Origin of the sequence: Neorhizobium turbinariae (assembly GCF_023223505.1) — a bacterium.
In the GTDB taxonomy this organism is placed as follows: domain Bacteria; phylum Pseudomonadota; class Alphaproteobacteria; order Rhizobiales; family Rhizobiaceae; genus Neorhizobium; species Neorhizobium turbinariae.
Genome location: NZ_JALPRY010000008.1, coordinates 46797 through 64882 on the forward strand (window position 1 = coordinate 46797; position 18086 = coordinate 64882).

Genomic DNA, 18086 nt, shown 5'->3' on the forward strand with positions numbered 1-18086 from the left:
GCCGCATCTCACGGCGCCACGTGTTGACAGCTTAGATCATGATCTCGCCGCCAGTGACCGGGATGATGGCACCAGTCATGTAGCTGCCGAGGTCGGAGGCGAGGAGAACATAAGCGCCGGCAAGCTCGGCGGGCTGTCCGGCACGACCGATCAGTGTCTGTTCGCCGAACTTGGCGGCCTTCTCGGCCGGCATAGTTGAAGGGATCAGAGGCGTCCAGATCGGGCCAGGCGCCACCGCGTTGACGCGGATCCCCTTGCTTGCGACCATCTCCGCCAGGCCGGCCGTGAAGTTCGACACCGCCCCCTTGGTCGACGCGTAGGCCAAGAGTTGTGGCGATGGCTGGCGTGATTGGATCGAGGTGGTGTTGATGATCGCGCTTCCAGGCTTCATGTGCGGGATGGCCGCCTTGGAGATGAAGAAGGGGGCATAGATATTGGTGCGGAAGGTCTCGTTCCATTCCTCTGCGGTGATGTCGGCGATATCCGCATAGGTGCGCTGGAAGGCAGCGTTGTTGACGAGCACGTCGATGCGGCCGAACTCGTCCATCGCCCGCTTTACTAGGCCCTTGCAGTGCTCTTCGGTCTTGATGTCGCCGGGCACCAGTACCGCTTTGCGGCCGGCCTCTTCAACCCACCGTGCCGTGTCGCGCGCATCCTCGTCTTCATTGAGGTACGAGATCAGCACGTCTGCACCTTCACGCGCAAAAGCGATTGCCACCGCTTTGCCGATCCCGGAGTCGGCGCCGGTGATGATCGCAGCCTTGCCTGACAGCCTGCCGTTGCCCTTGTAGGAACGCTCGCCATGATCGGGAGTAGGTTCCATCTGCGCTGTCGTGCCGGGCGGTGCCTGCTGCTGTTCAGGGAATGGCGGCTGCGGGCGACGAACTTCATCGGTCATGGACTGCTCCTGTCATTGATCGGGAGCATGTCGAACACGGTAGCGGCGCCAAGGGTTCCCTGAGAGGTCAATCTCAACTACCTGGCGCCGCGTCGCCCAGTCTTCTCGCTGCAGGAGAACGCCGGTCAGGCTAGCGCTTCACCAATGATCTTGGTGATGGCCGATTCGAGATCTTCCAGCGTGTAGGGCTTGGAGATACGCGGTACCTCAAGTCCGGAGTCCGGCGGCAGGTCGGCATAACCGGTCGCGACAATCACCTTCAGCCCGGGCACTGCCTCGCGCGCTGCCTTGACCAACTGCACCCCATCCATGGACGGCATGGAATAGTCGGTGATCAGCAGATCGATCTTCGGCTCCTGCGCAATGATATCCAGCGCCTGCGCGCCCGAATTGGCTTCGATCGCGCGATAGCCGAGTTCCGTCACCATGTCTGCACATGTCATTGCGATGAGCACGTCATCGTCGACTACGAGTACGGTGAGATGATCGCTCATCAGACTTCTTCCTGCGTATTTGTACCGGTCGATCCGGTTGCTGCTGCGTGTTCGCCGTTCGAACTTGATCTGCTGTCATCGATCAGCGCTGCAAGTTTTTCGGCATCATAAGGCTTGGTAACGATGATTGCATCGGTCTCTTTTCGAACCGTGCCGGGATCTCCCGTCGCATAAACGATAAGTGCATTGGGGCGAACCGTGCGCGCCTGCTCCGCGAGTTCGGATCCCGAGATGCCGGGCAGGTTCAGGTCCGTCACAAGCACATCGACCGGCAAAGTCTGCAGCGCCGTCAGCGCATCTTCAGCGCTGGCCGCCTCCAGCACGACGAAGCCATGCTCCTTCAGCATCTCCGCGGTGGTCGAGCGGATGAGATGATCGTCCTCCACGAGGAGCACCGTCTTTGGCCCCTTGCGTTCAATGACCGGCGCGGGGCGAACGGTGAGGTCTGCGTCAGCCTTCGGCTCCGGCGAGGGCTTGTCGCTGCGCCGCGTACCGCGCTGCTTCTGGTTTGCCAGCACGTGGCGGAACTTCCGGGCAAGCGCTTCGCGCGTGTAGGGTTTCGAGAGCAGTTCGACGCCAGCGTCCAACCGTCCGCCGTGGACGATCGAGTTCTCGGTATATCCGGAGGTGAACAGCACTGCGAGGTCGGGCAGCCGTTCCTTCGCTTTGCGCGCCAGTTCCGGGCTCTTCAGCGTGCCCGGCATGACGACGTCGGTAAACAGGATGTCGATCGGGATGCCGCTATCGATCACCGTCAGCGCGCTTGCCGCATCAACCGCCTTGAGCACCCGGTAGCCGAGGTCGGTCAGCATCGCGATGACCGTCTCGCGCACTTCCGCGTCGTCCTCTACCACGAGCACCGTCTCCGTGCCGCCGATGATCGGGCCATTGTCGACAACGACCTCGACGTCTTCCGCTTCCATGGCTCGCGGAAGGTAAAGCCGGATGGTTGTGCCATGACCGACTTCCGAATAGATCTTCACATGGCCGCCGGACTGCTTGACGAAGCCGTATACCATCGAGAGGCCAAGGCCTGATCCCCTGCCCTCCGCCTTTGTCGAGAAAAACGGTTCGAAGACCTTATCGATGATCTCCGGCGACATGCCACATCCGGTGTCGCTGACGGCGAGCATCACGTACTGCCCCGGCGTCACCTCGTCGTGGAGGCGGGCGTATTCATCATCAAGATGCGCGTTCGCCAGCTCGATCGTCAGCTTGCCGCGACCTTCCATGGCATCGCGGGCGTTGATCGCGAGGTTGAGCAGCGCATTCTCGATCTGGTTCGGATCGATGAACGTGTTCCAGAGCCCGCCGCCAAAGATCGTTTCGACCTCGACGGCCTCGCCGATGGCGCGGCGGATCATGTCGTCCATGTCACGGATGAACCGGCTGATATTGACGACCTTTGGCTCCAGCGCCTGGCGTCGCCCGAACGCGAGCAACTGGCTCGCGAGGCGCGAACCACGGGCAACGCCGGCCATGGCATTGGCAACCTTGGCCTCCGCCCTCGGATTGCCCGCCACATCCTTTGCGAGAAGCTGAAGGTTGCCAGAAACAACCTGCAGCAAGTTGTTGAAATCATGCGCCACGCCGCCTGTCAGCTTGCCGACAGTCTCGAGCTTCTGGGCCTGCGCGAGCTTTGCCTCCGCCTGCCGGCGTTCATCGATCTCTGCAATGACTCGCGCCTCCAGCGTCTCGTTGAGCTGCCGCAACTGATCTTCGGCACGCTCGCGGTGCTGGACCTGGCGCGTCAGGGCCTCCGCCTGTTCGCGCAGCGCTTCTTCTGCGGCGCGCTGATGGGTGATGTCAGTATGGACGCCGACCCATTCGACAATCTTGCCGCTGGAGCCAATGATTGGCAGGGCCCGGATGGCGAACTGGCGCCAGGTGCCGTCATGACGGCGAACGCGATGTTCGTGGACATACATCGATTGCGAGGCAACGGCCTGTTTCCAAGTCGTCACCGAGCTCTCCACGTCATCCGGATGGACGGCATCCGCCCAGCCGAAGCCTTGGTACTCTTCATAGCTTTGGCCCGTCAGTGCGGCCCAGCCAGGCTGCTCGCCCACCATCTGACCATCGGCAGTATTCGTCCAAAGCACCCCGTGCATGGCGCTCATCGCCGTCCGGAAGCGGCTGTTGCTTATGGCGAGTTCGGCTTCACGTAGCGCGCGGTCCTCGATATCGATGCCGAGGATATGGACGCCGGGAACAGATCCGTCTGCTTCGATATGGGGGATATAGCGTAGCTCGAAGCGGCGCGGCTCACCGCCGCCAAGCACCAGATCCGCCTCGGCGGAGACGACTTCGCCGGCCAGCCCACGATCGATGTCGTGACGCCGGCTCTCGTAGGAGACTTCACCAATGACTTCAACGACCTTGCGACCGACGACGTCATCAAGCTTCAGGCCGAACCAGTCCTCATAGGCAGCGTTTGCGAACCGGTAGACATGCTGGCGGTCGACATAGGAGATGAGCATCGGCACTGCGTCGGTCACGCGGCGAAGCTCTGCCTCGCTCGCCGCAACACGCTTTTCCATTGCGACGCGACTGCTGTTGTCGACGACGGTGCACATGACGCCACCGATCGTCCCGTCGGCCTGGTAGACCGGGGTGTAGAACAGATCGAAGATGAACTGGGTGGCGATGCCGTCCCGCTCGAGCGTCATCGGCTGGTCGTGGAAAGACTTGAGCTCACCGTTGAAGCCGGCCTCCAGCATCTCGCGGTTCCAGTCCCAGATCTCCGGCCAGGTTTCTGAGACCCGCGCGCCCATCGCCGCTGGGTGTTTGGCGCCGGCGATCTCTGCATAACGATCATTATAGACCATGACGTGGCTTTTGCCCCACATCAGGACCTTGGCGACCGGAGAATTGACGATATTGGCAACGGTGGTACGCAGTTCGACCGACCATGTGTCTACAGCGCCGAGTGGCGTCTTCGACCAGTCCAACTCGCGGATCAATTGACCGCATTGGCCGCCACCAATCGGCCAGATCGTCGGAAGTGGTTGAGTTGTCTCCGCACTGCCGCGAAGCGCACGCAAGCCTGCGCGGACAACTTCGCTGGCGTTTGCATAATCGCCGGACGCCAGGCACTCGTTGATGAATGCCTCAAGTTCCGATGTCAGGGAAACGTTGCGAGACTGGCGATTGATCATGATCGCCAATCGCAAATTCCCACCTCTGTGTCAATAATTGTTACAGAGGTGGACGGGCGGCATGCAAAATCAGTCAGCACCGAAAGCCGGAGCGGAAACAGAACCTTAAACCGTGAGCTCAGGCAACCACAGCATTGGCGGCGACCATGGCGCGAAGCCTGTTGAACAGCGCCTCGCCTGTGAACTTGTCGGAATCGAAACCGGTCTCCGATCCCACATGGGCAAACAGTGCCGAGTCTTCACCGACATAAGCCATGGCCCAGGTGTCGAAGGAGCGGGTGTCGGTGGGCGCGAACTCAAGAAGCGCAACATCCCCATGCCGAGGATCCTGCTGGATTCGCTCGAAGGTGGCCTCCACAGCAGCCTGCGGCCCTTCCAGCACCTGCCCAAAATAGCCCGAGCTGAACATGAGCGCGCCAGTCACGCCCACAAGTGCGTTGTTGCGGCGGCTCTGGGTCAAGATCTCTTCTACCTCCGCCTGGAGATCCGCCACTGATGAAGAGATGCGGTTTTCACTGTAATAAACGAGGCGATACAAAGACATTTTCGGCCCTGAATTCATGTTCTTGTTGAGATAAGTTCAGATGCAGCGTCAGCGGCAAGAGGCCTTCCTGTCAGATAGCCCTGCACCTGCGCGCATCCGTCGCGCGCAATAAGCTCCAGCTGGCTCTCAGTCTCGACACCTTCGGCGATCGTCATCATGCCGAGGCTCTTGCCGAGCGCGGTGACGGCGCGGACAATTGCGGCACTGTCGGCATTCGTCTCCAGGCTGCGAATGAAGGACTGATCGATCTTGATCTTGTCGAAGGGGAACTTCTGCAGATAGCTCAAGGAAGAATACCCCGTCCCGAAGTCGTCGATCGACACCTTGATGCCCATCGCCTTGATCTGGTTGAGCATGAGAAGCACCGCTTCTGTGTTCTCGATCAGCGCGCCTTCGGTGATTTCGAGATCCAGCCGTGACGGCGGAAGGCCTGCGCTGGAAAGGGCGCCAACGATGATGCTGACCAGCTTCGGGCTCTTGAACTGAACGGGCGAGAGATTGACCGACACCGTCAACGGCTCAGGCCAGCCTGCCGCTTCCTTGCAGGCCGTGCGCAGCACCCATTCACCCAACTGGTCGATGATGCCTGTTTCTTCCGCCAGGGGGATGAACTGCGCGGGCGACACGCTGCCGCGTTCCGGGGTGGACCAACGCACGAGCGACTCAAAGCCGACCAGCTTGTTTCCGTCAATCTCGAACTGCGGCTGATAAACGAGCGACATTTCCTGCATGATGATCGCGCGGCGCAGATCGATTTCCAGCGCCCGCCGTTCCTGGATCTCGCGATCCATGGCGTCGGTGAAGAACCGGAAGGTGCCCCGCCCGGCTGACTTGGCCTTGAAGAGCGCGAGATCGGCGTTCTTGATCAGCTCTTCCGATGTCTTGCCGTCGGTTGCCGCCAACGCGATGCCGACGCTCGCGCCGACCTGGACCGAATGTCCCTGAAGAAGATAGGTGCGTCCGACGATCTCGATGATGCGGGAAGCCAGAACTTCCGCGGCGTGCGGCTGTTCGCCCTCCGCCTGCAGGATGACGAATTCGTCGCCACCAAGCCGCGCAAGCACGTCCTTTGGCGCCAGCAACCGCTGCATGCGCTCGACGACCAGCTTCAGCAGTGCATCGCCGATCGGGTGCCCCAGCGTGTCATTGACCATCTTGAAGCGGTCCAGATCGACGTAAAGCACCGCAGTTTGTGGGAGCGACGCGGGGGAAGCAAGATGTTCGTTCAGCCTGCGCAGCAGTTCTACCCGGTTCGGCAGGCCCGTCAGCACATCTCGCTGCTGGCTCAGCGTCATCTGCACCGCAAACGAGACGTCAACGAAGTGAAGCGTCATGTCGTCCGCGGCAGCGAACTCGGTCGCAACCATGATGCTGCGGCCGTCTGCAAGGCTGAGCAGTTGCTTCGATTGCCGTGCTGCGAGTGCGGTCTTGATGCTTGCCGCCGTTCCGCCGGGCAGGAAGCCAAACTTCTCCGCCTCGTCGAGCAGATCGACCAGCGGCTTGCCGGGAACCGCGCGCCCGCCGAAAAGGTCAGTCGGTCCATCCGCGACATCGGCCACCACGCCGTGGGTGATGTACAAGGTCGTCCCTACAGATTGCAGGGAGCGGTCGGCCCCCTCGCTAGGACGACCGGTGGTAAGCTTCTCGGCTGGTGACGACATGCACAGACTCTGGAAGGAAACCTCGTTGATACAACAACTTGCCATAGAGTTCTTAACATTTGTCATTCATTGCGGGCTGGGATCTGAGCAGCCAAACGTGCTCGCGTCTAGTTGAAGTCGCCAATCCTGCCCGCCGAGAACAGGACTTCGGGCTCGCCTTCCTCGCCGATCGCGGGTGCACCCTGACGACGCCAGAGGACGACGCCACCGTGCCGGGCAGAAAGGGCTTCAGCTTCGCGCTGGCCGTCCAAGGGATCGGATACAGGACGTGGCTCGAAGGCGGGTACCGGCTGGCCGAGATCATCGAGATCGAAGGCAAGCAGGAAACAGCTGGTGAATGTGCCAGGCATCGGTCGTCACGCCGATCCGCGCTGCGGCTTTTCGATCTGCTCCTGAACTTCCTTCTTGAGGGTCTCGCGGTTCGATCCAACGAGTTGGTCTCGCGCGCGTTCAATCTGCTGCTCCGAAACCCCGATCGGGCTGCTGCTGTCGTCAGGCAAGCCGGGTCCGGATTGCGCGATGCTGCTGTCTCGCGGGCGGTCGTTCAGGCCGGTGGTTATCTTCTCGGTCATGTCTATCCTCCTGATCAGAAGTGAAACACGCGGCAGCTCGATTTGTGCCACGGATCGCTGCAAATCGGCTCACGAACAGGGGCATATTGCTCCTGCTCCCTCGACGCGAGCTTTGGCTGACACAGGTTACGAACATGATCTACTTTACGAGCGATACGCATTTCGGCGACCCACGCGTGCTGCGCATCGACCGCCGTCCTTTCCAGAACATGGCTCCGCATGACGATGCTCTGATCCGGAACTGGAACGCGGCTGTCGCAGACGATGATGAAGTCTGGCATCTCGGCGACTTCATGTTGACCCGTAGCGGCGATCCGTCCGAGATGCTGAAGAAGCTCAACGGAAGGAAGCATCTGATCATCGGGAACAACGACGGTGAGGCGACGATTTCGGCGACCGGATGGGAGACGGTCCAGCACTATCGGGAACTGGTGCTGGATGGGCATTTGCTCATCCTGTGCCACTATCCGTTCCGCACTTGGAACAAGATGGGGAAGAAATCGATCAACCTGCACGGCCATTCCCATGGGCGCCTGAAGACGATGCCCCGGCAGTTTGACGTCGGCGTCGATGCCCGCGATCTCAAGCCGGTGACGCTGGACCAGTTGCTGGTACCGGGACGTCGTGCGGCAGTGACTTCTCCCGACGAACCGGCATCAGATGTATAGGCTTCACCCGAAGATGGATTCCCTATGTTGCTGACAATCTCGGGGCTCACGAAATCTTATTCGACCGCCGAAGGTCCTATCGCTGTGCTGAAAGGTATCGACCTTCATCTGCAAGCCGGCGAGAGCGTCGCGCTGACCGGTGAATCCGGCAGTGGCAAAAGCACGCTTCTGCATCTGGTGGGCGGGCTGGACCAGCCGGATGGGGGCAGGATCATTGTCAACGATCGCGATATAGCCACCCTTGCTGATGCCGAGCGGGCGCTCTACCGGCGGCACGAGGTGGGGCTCGTCTTCCAGCAGTTCAACCTCATTCCGTCTCTCGATGTCGCGGCCAATATCGCGTTCCACGCCAGGCTCGCCGGACGCCAGGAGCCGGAGTGGGAGCGGCAGTTGGTGGAAAAGCTCGGACTTACCGCTCTCCTCAATCGTTATCCGGAACAACTGTCCGGTGGACAGCAGCAGCGTGTCGCGATAGCCCGCAGCCTTGCCGTTCGAGCGCCACTGATCCTCGCCGACGAGCCGACCGGTAACTTGGACGAGGCAACGGGCGATGCCGTGCTTAACCTCATGTTGTCCTTGAGCGGCGAGGCGGGCTCTGCCCTTCTCCTCGTCACCCATTCCATGCGGCTCGCGGGCAAACTCGATCGCCAGATCATGCTGCGCGCCGGAAGGATCGGCGGATGAAGCGGGTTGCGCTTTGGGCGCTGCTCTCCCACTGGCGGCACCGGCCCCTGCAGTTTCTAACACTGATTCTCGGCATCTCGCTTGCCACGGCATTATGGTCCGGCGTTCAGGCCATCAATGCCGAAGCCCGAGCGAGCTATGCCCGGGCAGCCAGTGTATTGGAGCATGGCGATCTCATTCAGCTTCTGCCGCAGCCCGGTCGACAGATTACGGTCGCCGATTACGTTTCGCTGCGCCGCGCCGGCTGGGTAGTTTCGCCAGTCATCGAAGGAGGTTATCGATTTGGAGAGGCGAGGATCCGGTTGATCGGTATCGATCCTCTTTCCATGCCGCGCGAAGGCCGCGCCTTTGAAATCAGCGGCGGCAACGACATCTCAAGCTTCATGGGCGGCGAGAGGGAATTGGTCGTATCGGCAGCAACAGCTGCCAAGCTCGACGGCAAGACGGATATTCCGCTCAAGATCGCAACCGAGGTTCCCAACGACGCAGCCTTTACTGACATCGCGGTCGCGGACCGGCTGCTACAGCGGAATGGGAGCATCGACAGGATCGTCGTGGCGCCATCGCAACAACTGGACGTTTCGGATCTGCAGGAGGCGGCACCTTGGGCCGTACTGCGTAGTCCGTCAGAGAAGCCCGATGTTGCGCAGCTAACGGACAGCTTCCACCTCAATCTGACGGCCTTCGGGTTTCTCGCTTTCGTCGTGGGGCTTTTCATCGTCTACTCGACGATCGGGCTGTCGTTCGAGCAGCGACGCAGCACCTTTCGCACGCTGCGTTCGCTCGGCGTCTCGCTGCAGTCGTTGATCGTTCTCCTGGTGCTTGAATTGACCGTCTTCGGCCTCGTCGCGGGCATCCTCGGCGTTACAATCGGATATCTGCTGGCGTCCGCGCTTCTGCCCGGTGTCGCGGCAACACTGCAAGGACTCTATGGCGCCAGCGTTTCCGGCAGCCTCGCGCTGCGACCGGAATGGTGGGGTGCAGGCCTGGCCATGGCGCTGGCCGGAACCGCCTGCGCATCCGCCCAGAACCTGTGGCAGGTGAAGCAACTTCCCATTCTCTCCGCAGCTCAACCGCAAGCCTGGGCCGGGCTCTCGGCACGTGTCCTTCGTGCTCAGGTCGTTTGCGGACTTCTGCTTCTTGTGCTCTCGGCGGTGCTGGCTTTCGCCGGCACCGGACTGGTGGTGGGCTTTGGGGTTCTCGGCGCGCTGTTTCTGGGTGCGGCCCTTCTGCTTCCTCCGTTGATGTCCGGTTTTCTCAAACTGGCGGAGAGCTGGGCAGGTGGCGCGGTGACCCAATGGTTCTGGGCCGACACGCGGGTTCAGCTGCCAGGTCTATCCCTCGCGCTGATGGCGCTGCTTCTCGCCCTTTCTGCCAATATCGGCGTCGGCACCATGGTGTCGAGCTTCCGCCTCACCTTCATAGGCTGGCTGGACCAGCGGCTGGCAGCGGAGCTTTACGTCACCGCCCGAGATGAAGACGAGGCCGCGCGGCTGAGGCAATGGCTGGATGGCAGGCACGTTACCGTGCTGCCGATCTGGAGCACTGAGGGCGAGGTGCTTGGGCGGCAGGTGGAGATCTACGGGGTGGCCGACGACGCGACCTATCGCGACCACTGGCCCTTGATCCGCGGAAACCAGGATGTCTGGGACGCTATCGCCAGCGGCAACAGTGCATTGGTGAACGAGCAGCTCTGGCGGCAGGGCAAGGTCGACATTGGCCGGGAGCTTGAGCTGCCCGGTGGGTGGAAAGTCAGGGTCGTCGGTGTCTATTCCGATTATGGCAATCCGAACGGTCAGGTAATCGTGGATGTAACCGCTCTGGCGCAGCACTATCCGGACATCCCCAAGCTGCGTTATGGCCTGCGCGTGGCGCCCGCCGTAGCCGCAGATGTGCAGCGCCAGTTGATGGACGAGTTCGGGCTGCCGGATGGTAACGTGCTGGACCAGGCTTCCGTGAAGCAGCGATCACGCACGGTCTTCGACCAGACATTCACCGTCACCGGGGCTTTGAACGTCCTGACGCTGGCGGTAGCAGGGTTTGCGATGTTTGCGAGCCTCCTGACCCTGTCCGGTCGCCGTCTCCCGCAACTGGCTCCGGTCTGGGCGATGGGGATGCGGCGACGCGATCTGGCCCTGCTGGAAGTGGTGCGTACCCTGCTTCTGTGGTCGGCGACGTTTGTTGCCGCTATTCCGCTCGGGTTGGTGCTGGCGTGGGTCCTGTTGTCGATCATCAATGTCGAAGCATTCGGATGGAAGCTGCCCATGCATGTCTTCCCACTGGACTGGCTGTGGTTGGGTCTCGTCGCGTTGGGCGCAGCGCTTCTCTCCGTCCTGTTGCCCGTCAAGCGGCTCGCGACAGTGCATCCTGCCGACCTGCTGAGGATATTCGCGAATGAACGATAGCTGGTCCAAGCGCGCCCTCGCCCTCCTTCTGCTCATCGCTGCCCTTCCGGTCGTGGTTCTTGCGCAAGGCTTTGCTGGTCTGGGCTCCGATGCTGAAGGGTTCAGCGTTCCCCGGCGCGGCACGCTCATGGCTTTTCCAGCCGACCACGGACCCCATCCCGATTTCAGGATTGAGTGGTGGTATGTGACCGCCAATCTCGAAGCCGAGGACGGCCGTGTGTTCGGCGTTCAGTGGACGCTGTTTCGCTCTGCTCTGGCACCGGGAAACGCCGAAGGCTGGCGCGATCCGCAAATCTGGATCGGCCATGCAGCGCTTACCACACCGGACCACCATTATGTGGCCGAGCGGCTGGGGCGTGGCGGTATAGGGCAGGCCGGTGTCGAGACGACACCGTTCCGTGCCTGGATCGATAACTGGGAGATGAAGAGCAACAGCCTGCCAGACGAGGATGAACTGGCCCGTCTCGATCTATTCGCAGCGGGCGATGCATTCAGCTACCAGCTGACGCTGGAAACCAGCGCTCCGCCCGTCCCCCAAGGTGATCGCGGCTATTCCGTCAAATCCGCAGCGGGTCAGGCGAGCCACTATTACTCGCAGCCATTTTATCAGATCAAAGGGTCTCTGGTGGTCGACGGGAAACCGGTAGCCATCACCGGAAAAGGCTGGCTCGATCGGGAGTGGTCCTCGCAACCGCTGGCGGCTGACCAAGAGGGCTGGGACTGGTTCTCGCTCCACCTTGATAGCGGGGATAAGCTTATGGCGTTTCGTCTGCGCGATGCAGCAGGCGAATTTATTTCAGCGAACTGGATCAATGCGGAGGGAGAGACGGAAATGATCGACACGCAGTCCGTCTCGCTTGAACCGCTGCGAACCACAAAAGTGAACGGTCGGCAGGTTCCGGTTGAATGGAGGATCCAAGTCCCCGCCAAGAGGGTGGACATCACGACGCACGCCTTGAACGACCAAAGCTGGATGGCGACCTCAACGCCGTATTGGGAGGGGCCGATCCGGTTCGGGGGCAGCCACTCAGGTGTCGGATATCTGGAAATGACCGGATATTAGCTGCCGCTATGCTTGCAGCGCATTGCTGCGCTGCAACAACAACACTGGCATCAGCCAGCTTCAACAGCTACATGTTGTTCATCGAACAGCGCACCTCCTCCCGCGCTGTTGGAACGTGGTGTTTCTCTCCTCCTCCCGGAAACACCCACAAGAACAGCGGCACTCCTCCTCCCAGTCGCTGTTCACAAATCAAAAGCCTGCCGCACCTCCTCCCGCGGCAGGCTTTTTTCGTTTCAGATGAGATCGGCCAGCGCCTTGTGCTCGGACACAGCCCTGCGCAGCGCAGGCACCGTGTCATTGCCTTCCCGGAACAGATTGATCATCACTGCCGCGGCCAAGCCAACATCCGGGCTCTCCTTCGGCAGATCGTGCTCCTGCCTCCACTCATCAAGCACGGTATCGAGAATTTCCAGTTCGGCGGGGCCGAACGTGGTTTCGAAGAACGGACGCATTTCAACTGAACTCCCGCATTATCGCGGCGAATGTGGGAAGCTTGCCGGAAGGTTCAAGGCCGCTCCGAATAATTTGAACCGCGGGTGAAAACCTAGCGGAACCATCGCTCTAGCTGGCAATTACCCACTCGTCGCCAAGGAGAAGATGATGTCAGACAACAGCAGCAAGACCGTTACCGCCAGGTTTGAAACCCGTGCCGCAGCAGAGCTCGCGGTAGAGCATCTGGCGCAGGATCACGGGATCGACCGGGCCGACATCTTCGTCCAGCCGGTCGGCGCAGAGAACACGTCTGGCACCTCCCCCAATGGCAGCGATGCCCCGTCGGTTCGGGACGAAACGAGGCACGACGGCGCAAACCAGGGTGAGATAGAGGTTTCTGCGGATGTCCCGGCGAACGAGGTTGCAGCCGTCCAGCGGATCTTTGGAGATATCGGCGCGCTGCACGTTTCTGCTGGCTGATCCGTCCCGCGTACTACATCCGGAACCCATGCTCCAGCGCCGCCTGTGATAACTTGGCATAGGCGCTGCGGCAGCGCTGGTCGAGATCGCGCCGCTGCGCCTCGGTCTTTTGCTTGAGATCGGCAAGCCGGTCTTCCGCCAGGTTGATGTCGGCTGCCATCATAGTGCCCGCAAATGCCGCCTTCACGATTCCTGCGCCCGAGAAGAGGTCGCTCGCGACAAAGTGGTGGATGTGGCCCGCGACGCCCGCCAGTAGTTCGAGGCAATCCATCAGGATGTCTGCAGCTTCAAGAGGCTGGCGGGTGGCATCGGCTCCTGCGTCTTCGAGCGGCTTGTCCGGTTTATCATCCTCCTCCGACTTTTGCCGCAGGATACTCATGTAACGCTGGAACTGGATACGATCCTGCTCAGCCGCGTCAGCCAGCCGCTGCGTCAGGTGTCCGATCTCCTGTTCAGCGTGAGAAAGGGCACTGTCTTGTTTGTCTCGGGCGGCGGATATGACCACGGCCATCTCGGCCATTCCAAGCCCGATGAGAGCGCAGGCAAGCGAGGCGGTGCTTCCGCCCAACCTGGGCGCCTTGCAGCCAACCGCGTCCTTGATCTCGGCGATGCTCATGTCCGTCAGGCCTTGGTTCTGCCCCACCTCGGTCCGCTCCTGTTTTGACGACCCGGACGCCGGGCCCAGATGCCAAACAGTTGAGCCCGCCAGAGGTTCGAAACGATGTGCGACGGAACTTAATTGGAGAAGGCGTCAGCTACAGACGGCGAAACGCCACATGTTCTTGCCGGCCGCCTTGGCCTCATAAAGGAGTGCATCCGCATGCGCCGTCAGTTGGTCGAGGGGCTTCTTGGTTTGGCACCACGTGCAGCCGACGCTTGTCCCAAGCCGCACGGTCCCCGTCGTCAGTTGGAACGGCTCGCTGATCGCCTCGACGATGCGTTTGGCGACGGCTTCGCCGACCGCCGGCTCCCCGACCACGATCAGGATGAATTCGTCCCCGCCAGCGCGACAGACGAGATCGTTCACCCGCACTGAAGCCTGCAACCGTTCTGCTGTTTCAACGAGCACCGCGTCACCTGCCGGATGGCCATGGCGGTCGTTTATCGCCTTGAAGCCATCGAGATCGATGGCAAGCACACTGAACCCGTCACTTGAAACGAGCATCTCGTAGCGGCTTTCGAGCCCGCGCCGGTTGAGAACCCCAGTCAGAGCGTCCGTCTCGGATTTTTCCATCAGGCGCTCAAGGCGATCGTGCTCCTCGGTGAAGTCGATCGCTACACCCACGATCCGCCAGGGATCGCCATCGGGATCGCGCAGCAAGCGCCGATCGCAACGCATCCAGCGCTCCCCTTCGACCGTCCGCAAGCGATACTGAGCAACAGACTGGTCGAGCTTACCGGCGATGAGAGAGGAAAGGTCTGCGGCAGTGCTGTCGTCCGGATGGACGCGTTCGGTATAGCCCTTGAGGTCGAACTTGGCGGCATCCGGACCTCCGATGAACTGCGTCAGACGTTCCGATGTTTCGAATTTGTGCGTCTTGACGTCCATGTGCCAGAAGCCGCCGCGGATCGCCTGCATGGCAAGTTCAAGCTGGGCGGCGCGCTCTGCGAGTTCCCGCTCGTTTTCCTTGTCCTTGCTGATGTCTTCGATCTGCGAAATGAACCTTGCAACCTTGCCGTTTGCCAACCGCATCGCAGCCACATGGATTCGCACGTGCAGGATGGAGCCGCCGCGTTGCACGTAGCGCTTCTCGATCGAATACCCATCGCGTTTCGCCGCAAGTACCTCGGCAAACAGCGCAAGGTCAGCCGCCAGATCCTCCGGATGTGTGAAGTCCCTGAAGGAGATGCCCTCCAGTTCCGAAAGCGGGATGCCGACCATGCGCGAAAAAGCGGCATTGCCACGGATGACGCAGCCGTCCAGATCAATGAGGGCGATGCCGATAGGAGCATGATCGAAAGCGAAGTCGAAAAGGGCCATCCGCGACTCGGCGGCAAGCTGCCTTGATCCTCGCTGATCATCCATCGCCATCTCCATCCATCCTTCTTCGCCGATCCCGCCGGGAGAAACATAGAAAGCTAGGGGATTTGATGGCCAAATCTAGCATGCGCGGTGGCGTAGCCCTGTCAAATCTCCTTATAAGGTTGAAGACTATTCACTCCGATCGGTCGACGAACTATGTCCGGTTGCAGACCCCATCCCTTTCGCGCAGCCTAGCAATTGCCGGCGTGTCGCCTGGAACGACTTGACGTGGAACAACAGCATCTAACATTGAAAGCCGCAGCCTGGATGATGGCAGGCATCGCCCTGCTGCTGCTCATGGCCGTCTCCGGTCGTGCGATCACCGCCGAGCTCAGCGTTTTCCAGGTCATGGAGATGCGTTCGGTCATCGCTTTCTTCATGTTGCTGCCGCTCGTCCATCGCGAAGGCGGGATCAGGCAGATGCGCAGCGGCATCCTGCTTACCCATATCGGGCGCAACACGGCGCATTACGTCGGTCAGTTTGCCTGGCTGATCGGTCTGACGATGATCCCGATGGCGCAGGTCATCGCGATCGAGTTTACCGCTCCTATCTGGACGGCCATCATGGCGGCGCTGTTTCTCGGGGAGAGGCTAACGGCGGGCAAGATGGCAGCGATCCTGTTCGGCCTCGTTGGCGTCACGCTGATCGTCAGACCCGGGGCGGCACCGCTGAATCCAGGTCACCTCATCGTCTTGGGCGCGGCCTTCGTTTTTGCGATCTCGTTCATCACCACGAAAATGCTCACCCGCTCTGACAGCGCGACCAAAATCATCTTCTGGATGCTCATCATCCAGTCGGTTATCGGGCTTATTCCCGCGCTGAACGTCTGGGTCTGGCCGTCGCTCGCCATCTGGCCGTGGATCTTCGTGATCGCCTTTGCCGGCACCTTCGCGCATTTCTGCATGGCGCGGGCGCTTTCATACGCCGATGCGACGGTTGTGATGCCGATGGATTATCTTCGGGTGCCGCTGTCCGCCCTGCTCGGGTTTCTTCTTTATTCCGAAGCCATCGACGGCGTGACGGCTGTGGGTGCCGCCCTGATCCTGGCCGGCAACCTGTTCAACCTGCGCAAGTCGAACGCCGCCGGCAAGGCACCGACGGCGAACTGATCTTAGTCCTCTGCGCGTTCCCAGTACCAGGCGACGTACCGTTTCTTGCGATCGTGGGCGCGGTTCTTCAGGAACGTGCGCATGGCGCGGACGTCTTCCTTTTCGCAGGCAAACCACACGAACGTGTCTTCCGATGCGGCGGCAACGGCGGCCTTCGCCTCTTCCAGGAGAACCTGGGCGCTTCCTGCCGGATAGCTCTTGCGGTGCAGCCAGCGTACGTTCACTGACGCAGCCGTCTTAAGTTGCTGTTGCTCGCGCTCATCCGCGACTTCGATGATCGCTTCAACCTTCGTGTCGGCCGGCAGCTCTTCAAGTATCCTCGCGATCGCTGGAAGCGAGCTTTCGTCACCAGCCATGAGCAGGGTCTTTGCGTCGGGCACGCCGCCACCGCCAGGTCCGAGAAGCGCTACGACCTGCCCCGGCTCGGCATCGCGGGCGAAATCCCCACCCGGTGTCGGGACGCCGGGTGTCGGATGCTGCAGGAAGTCGATCCAGAGCTCCTTCTGCTCCTTATCGAGGCCACGTATCGTGTAGACGCGCACGAGAAGTTCATCCTCGCCTTCGGGCCAGGCCACGCGACCGTCTTCACGATAACCCGGCCAGACCGGCGTCCTGCCCTTCGGCGGCACGAGCAGGCGAACATGCATGTCGCCGCCTGCAAACGCTTCGATGTTGTCGCAGGAGAAGCGGACGCGCCGCATGTGCGGCGTGACGTCTTCGGCGGAAATGACGGTGAGTTCGTTGATATTCGGCAGCGAGGTAAGAGCCGTCGCCTTCGCCCAATCGAGCTCCAGCGGTTCGTCACCTGCAAAGTAGAAGAGATGCTCGGCAATGCTGTTGCGGCTCATCTGCAAAGCCGTCTCGGACGGGCATGCGAGGTCGATCAACAGTCTCCTATCCTCGATCCGGATGCTCGCCGTACCGAGCTTGCTCTTCAGGAGCGCCTGGTGCCCTTCCCTTTCGACATCGGCATGCTCCACGAAGTGCTCGCAGATTTCATCGAGCATATGGAGCGCGTCGTGTGGCCGTGCCACGCCGGAAAGCTTGTATTGCTGACCTGCATTCATGCGCGGTCCTCCTTCAGGTGTTGATCTCTGGTCATTCTGTGCCGTCCGATCGGCAACATCATCGGCCGGCCGGATGTGGGGTCGGTTACGATGCGATTGTCGAGACCGAAAACTTGGCGCACGTTCTGTTCAGTAAGCACGTCATCCGGGGCGCCGGTGACATGGACGCGACCATCGGCCATGGCGATGAGATGATCCGCATATCGGGCGGCGAGGTTGAGGTCGTGCAGGACCATCACCACCGTCGTCCCGCGCTGGTGGTTCAGGTCCGTGAGCAGGTCCAGCACTTCGACTTGATGGCTGATGTCGAGGAAGGTCGTCGGTTCGTCCAGCAGAAGGATGTCCGTCTGTTGCGCGAGCGCCATGGCGATCCAGACCCGCTGGCGCTGTCCGCCGGAAAGCTCGTCAACCGGCCGTTCCGCGAGATCCATGGTCTGGGTAGTGACAAGGGCTGCTTCCACCGCCGCGTCGTCTTCGCGAGTCCAGCGGGAGAAGAGACCCTGGTGCGGATGCCGCCCACGGCTGACGAGGTCGGCCACGGTAATCCCTTCCGGAGCGATCGGCGATTGCGGCAGCAGGCCGAGCGTTCGCGCAAGCTCCTTGGGCGGCGTGCGATGGATGGCCTTGCCGTCCAGCAGAACCTGGCCCTTGGCCGGTGCAAGAAGCCTGGACATCGCGCGCAGGAGCGTGGACTTGCCACAGGCATTGGCACCGACGATGACGGTGATCTTGCCCGACGGAATAACGAGATCGAGGTCATGCAAAACCTCGACATCACCGTATCCGGCAGAAACGTTCTGGACGCTGAGCGAGTGGCTGGGCTTCAC

18 protein-coding genes are annotated in these 18086 nt (G+C 61.1%); 6 read left to right on the plus strand and 12 right to left on the minus strand.

Annotated features, from left to right (window positions below):
- Positions 1-31: 31 nt before the first annotated feature.
- From M0654_RS06840 to M0654_RS06870, 7 genes are all read right to left on the minus strand, one after another.
- Positions 32-898: a glucose 1-dehydrogenase gene (locus M0654_RS06840; RefSeq protein WP_248682422.1), complete on the minus strand. Its 867-nt coding sequence runs from the start codon at positions 896-898 to the stop codon at positions 32-34.
- 125 nt (positions 899-1023) lie between these two features.
- The gene (locus tag M0654_RS06845; RefSeq protein ID WP_118852695.1) at positions 1024-1392 is read right to left on the minus strand and encodes a response regulator; all 369 of its coding nucleotides are present in this window, start codon (positions 1390-1392) and stop codon (positions 1024-1026) included.
- Positions 1392-4550, minus strand: a complete 3159-nt coding sequence (locus M0654_RS06850) for a type II toxin-antitoxin system ParD family antitoxin (RefSeq protein ID WP_248682650.1) — start codon at positions 4548-4550, stop codon at positions 1392-1394. Before M0654_RS06850 ends, M0654_RS06845 begins: the two co-directional genes overlap by 1 nt.
- 118 nt (positions 4551-4668) lie before the next feature.
- Positions 4669-5094: a BLUF domain-containing protein gene (locus M0654_RS06855; RefSeq protein WP_248682423.1), complete on the minus strand. Its 426-nt coding sequence runs from the start codon at positions 5092-5094 to the stop codon at positions 4669-4671.
- Between the two features lie 14 nt (positions 5095-5108).
- Complete coding sequence (locus tag M0654_RS06860; protein WP_248682424.1) at positions 5109-6755, minus strand: putative bifunctional diguanylate cyclase/phosphodiesterase; 1647 nt, start codon at positions 6753-6755, stop codon at positions 5109-5111.
- Positions 6756-6862: 107 nt separating this feature from the next.
- Complete coding sequence (locus tag M0654_RS06865) at positions 6863-7105, minus strand: hypothetical protein (RefSeq protein WP_248682425.1); 243 nt, start codon at positions 7103-7105, stop codon at positions 6863-6865.
- 6 nt (positions 7106-7111) lie between these two features.
- Positions 7112-7327 carry a hypothetical protein gene (locus M0654_RS06870; RefSeq protein ID WP_248682426.1) on the minus strand — a complete coding sequence of 72 codons (216 nt, stop codon included), beginning with the start codon at positions 7325-7327 and terminating at the stop codon, positions 7112-7114.
- A gap of 134 nt (positions 7328-7461) precedes the next feature.
- Here M0654_RS06870 and M0654_RS06875 point away from each other — a divergent pair, with 134 nt between their 5' ends.
- The 4 genes from M0654_RS06875 to M0654_RS06890 are packed head-to-tail and all read left to right on the plus strand — an operon-like array spanning position 7462 to position 12147.
- Entirely contained in the window at positions 7462-7995 is a 534-nt protein-coding gene (locus M0654_RS06875) for a metallophosphoesterase family protein (RefSeq protein WP_248682427.1), read from the plus strand.
- Between the two features lie 24 nt (positions 7996-8019).
- Complete coding sequence (locus tag M0654_RS06880) at positions 8020-8679, plus strand: ABC transporter ATP-binding protein (protein WP_248682428.1); 660 nt, start codon at positions 8020-8022, stop codon at positions 8677-8679.
- A complete protein-coding gene (locus M0654_RS06885) occupies positions 8676-11084 on the plus strand; it encodes an ABC transporter permease (RefSeq protein ID WP_248682429.1) in 2409 nt (802 codons plus the stop codon). Before M0654_RS06880 ends, M0654_RS06885 begins: the two co-directional genes overlap by 4 nt.
- Entirely contained in the window at positions 11074-12147 is a 1074-nt protein-coding gene (locus M0654_RS06890; RefSeq protein WP_248682430.1) for a lipocalin-like domain-containing protein, read from the plus strand. The genes M0654_RS06885 and M0654_RS06890 overlap by 11 nt, the downstream gene beginning before the upstream one ends.
- A gap of 233 nt (positions 12148-12380) precedes the next feature.
- Here the strand turns inward: M0654_RS06890 and M0654_RS06895 are convergent, their stop codons facing one another.
- Entirely contained in the window at positions 12381-12599 is a 219-nt protein-coding gene (locus M0654_RS06895) for a hypothetical protein (RefSeq protein ID WP_118852703.1), read from the minus strand.
- A 148-nt stretch (positions 12600-12747) separates the two neighbouring features.
- Between M0654_RS06895 and M0654_RS06900 the strand changes: the two genes are divergently transcribed.
- On the plus strand, positions 12748-13059 hold the full coding sequence (locus M0654_RS06900) for a hypothetical protein (protein WP_248682431.1): 312 nt from the start codon (positions 12748-12750) through the stop codon (positions 13057-13059).
- A 13-nt stretch (positions 13060-13072) separates the two neighbouring features.
- On the opposite strand, the gene M0654_RS06905 is transcribed toward M0654_RS06900, so the two are convergent.
- Both M0654_RS06905 and M0654_RS22730 read right to left on the minus strand, forming a co-directional pair.
- Positions 13073-13675, minus strand: a complete 603-nt coding sequence (locus tag M0654_RS06905; protein ID WP_248682651.1) for a cyclodeaminase/cyclohydrolase family protein — start codon at positions 13673-13675, stop codon at positions 13073-13075.
- A gap of 135 nt (positions 13676-13810) precedes the next feature.
- Positions 13811-15085, minus strand: coding sequence for a diguanylate cyclase (locus tag M0654_RS22730; protein ID WP_282571561.1), 1275 nt, complete (start codon positions 15083-15085; stop codon positions 13811-13813).
- A 264-nt stretch (positions 15086-15349) separates the two neighbouring features.
- Here M0654_RS22730 and M0654_RS06920 point away from each other — a divergent pair, with 264 nt between their 5' ends.
- The gene (locus tag M0654_RS06920) at positions 15350-16192 is read left to right on the plus strand and encodes a DMT family transporter (RefSeq protein ID WP_248682653.1); all 843 of its coding nucleotides are present in this window, start codon (positions 15350-15352) and stop codon (positions 16190-16192) included.
- A gap of 2 nt (positions 16193-16194) precedes the next feature.
- Here M0654_RS06920 and M0654_RS06925 read toward each other — a convergent pair whose 3' ends face one another.
- On the minus strand, positions 16195-17259 hold the full coding sequence (locus M0654_RS06925) for a DUF2218 domain-containing protein (RefSeq protein WP_248682432.1): 1065 nt from the start codon (positions 17257-17259) through the stop codon (positions 16195-16197).
- Positions 17256-18086 (minus strand): ABC transporter ATP-binding protein, encoded by an 831-nt coding sequence (locus M0654_RS06930; RefSeq protein WP_248682654.1) that lies wholly within the window; start codon positions 18084-18086, stop codon positions 17256-17258. The genes M0654_RS06925 and M0654_RS06930 overlap by 4 nt, the downstream gene beginning before the upstream one ends.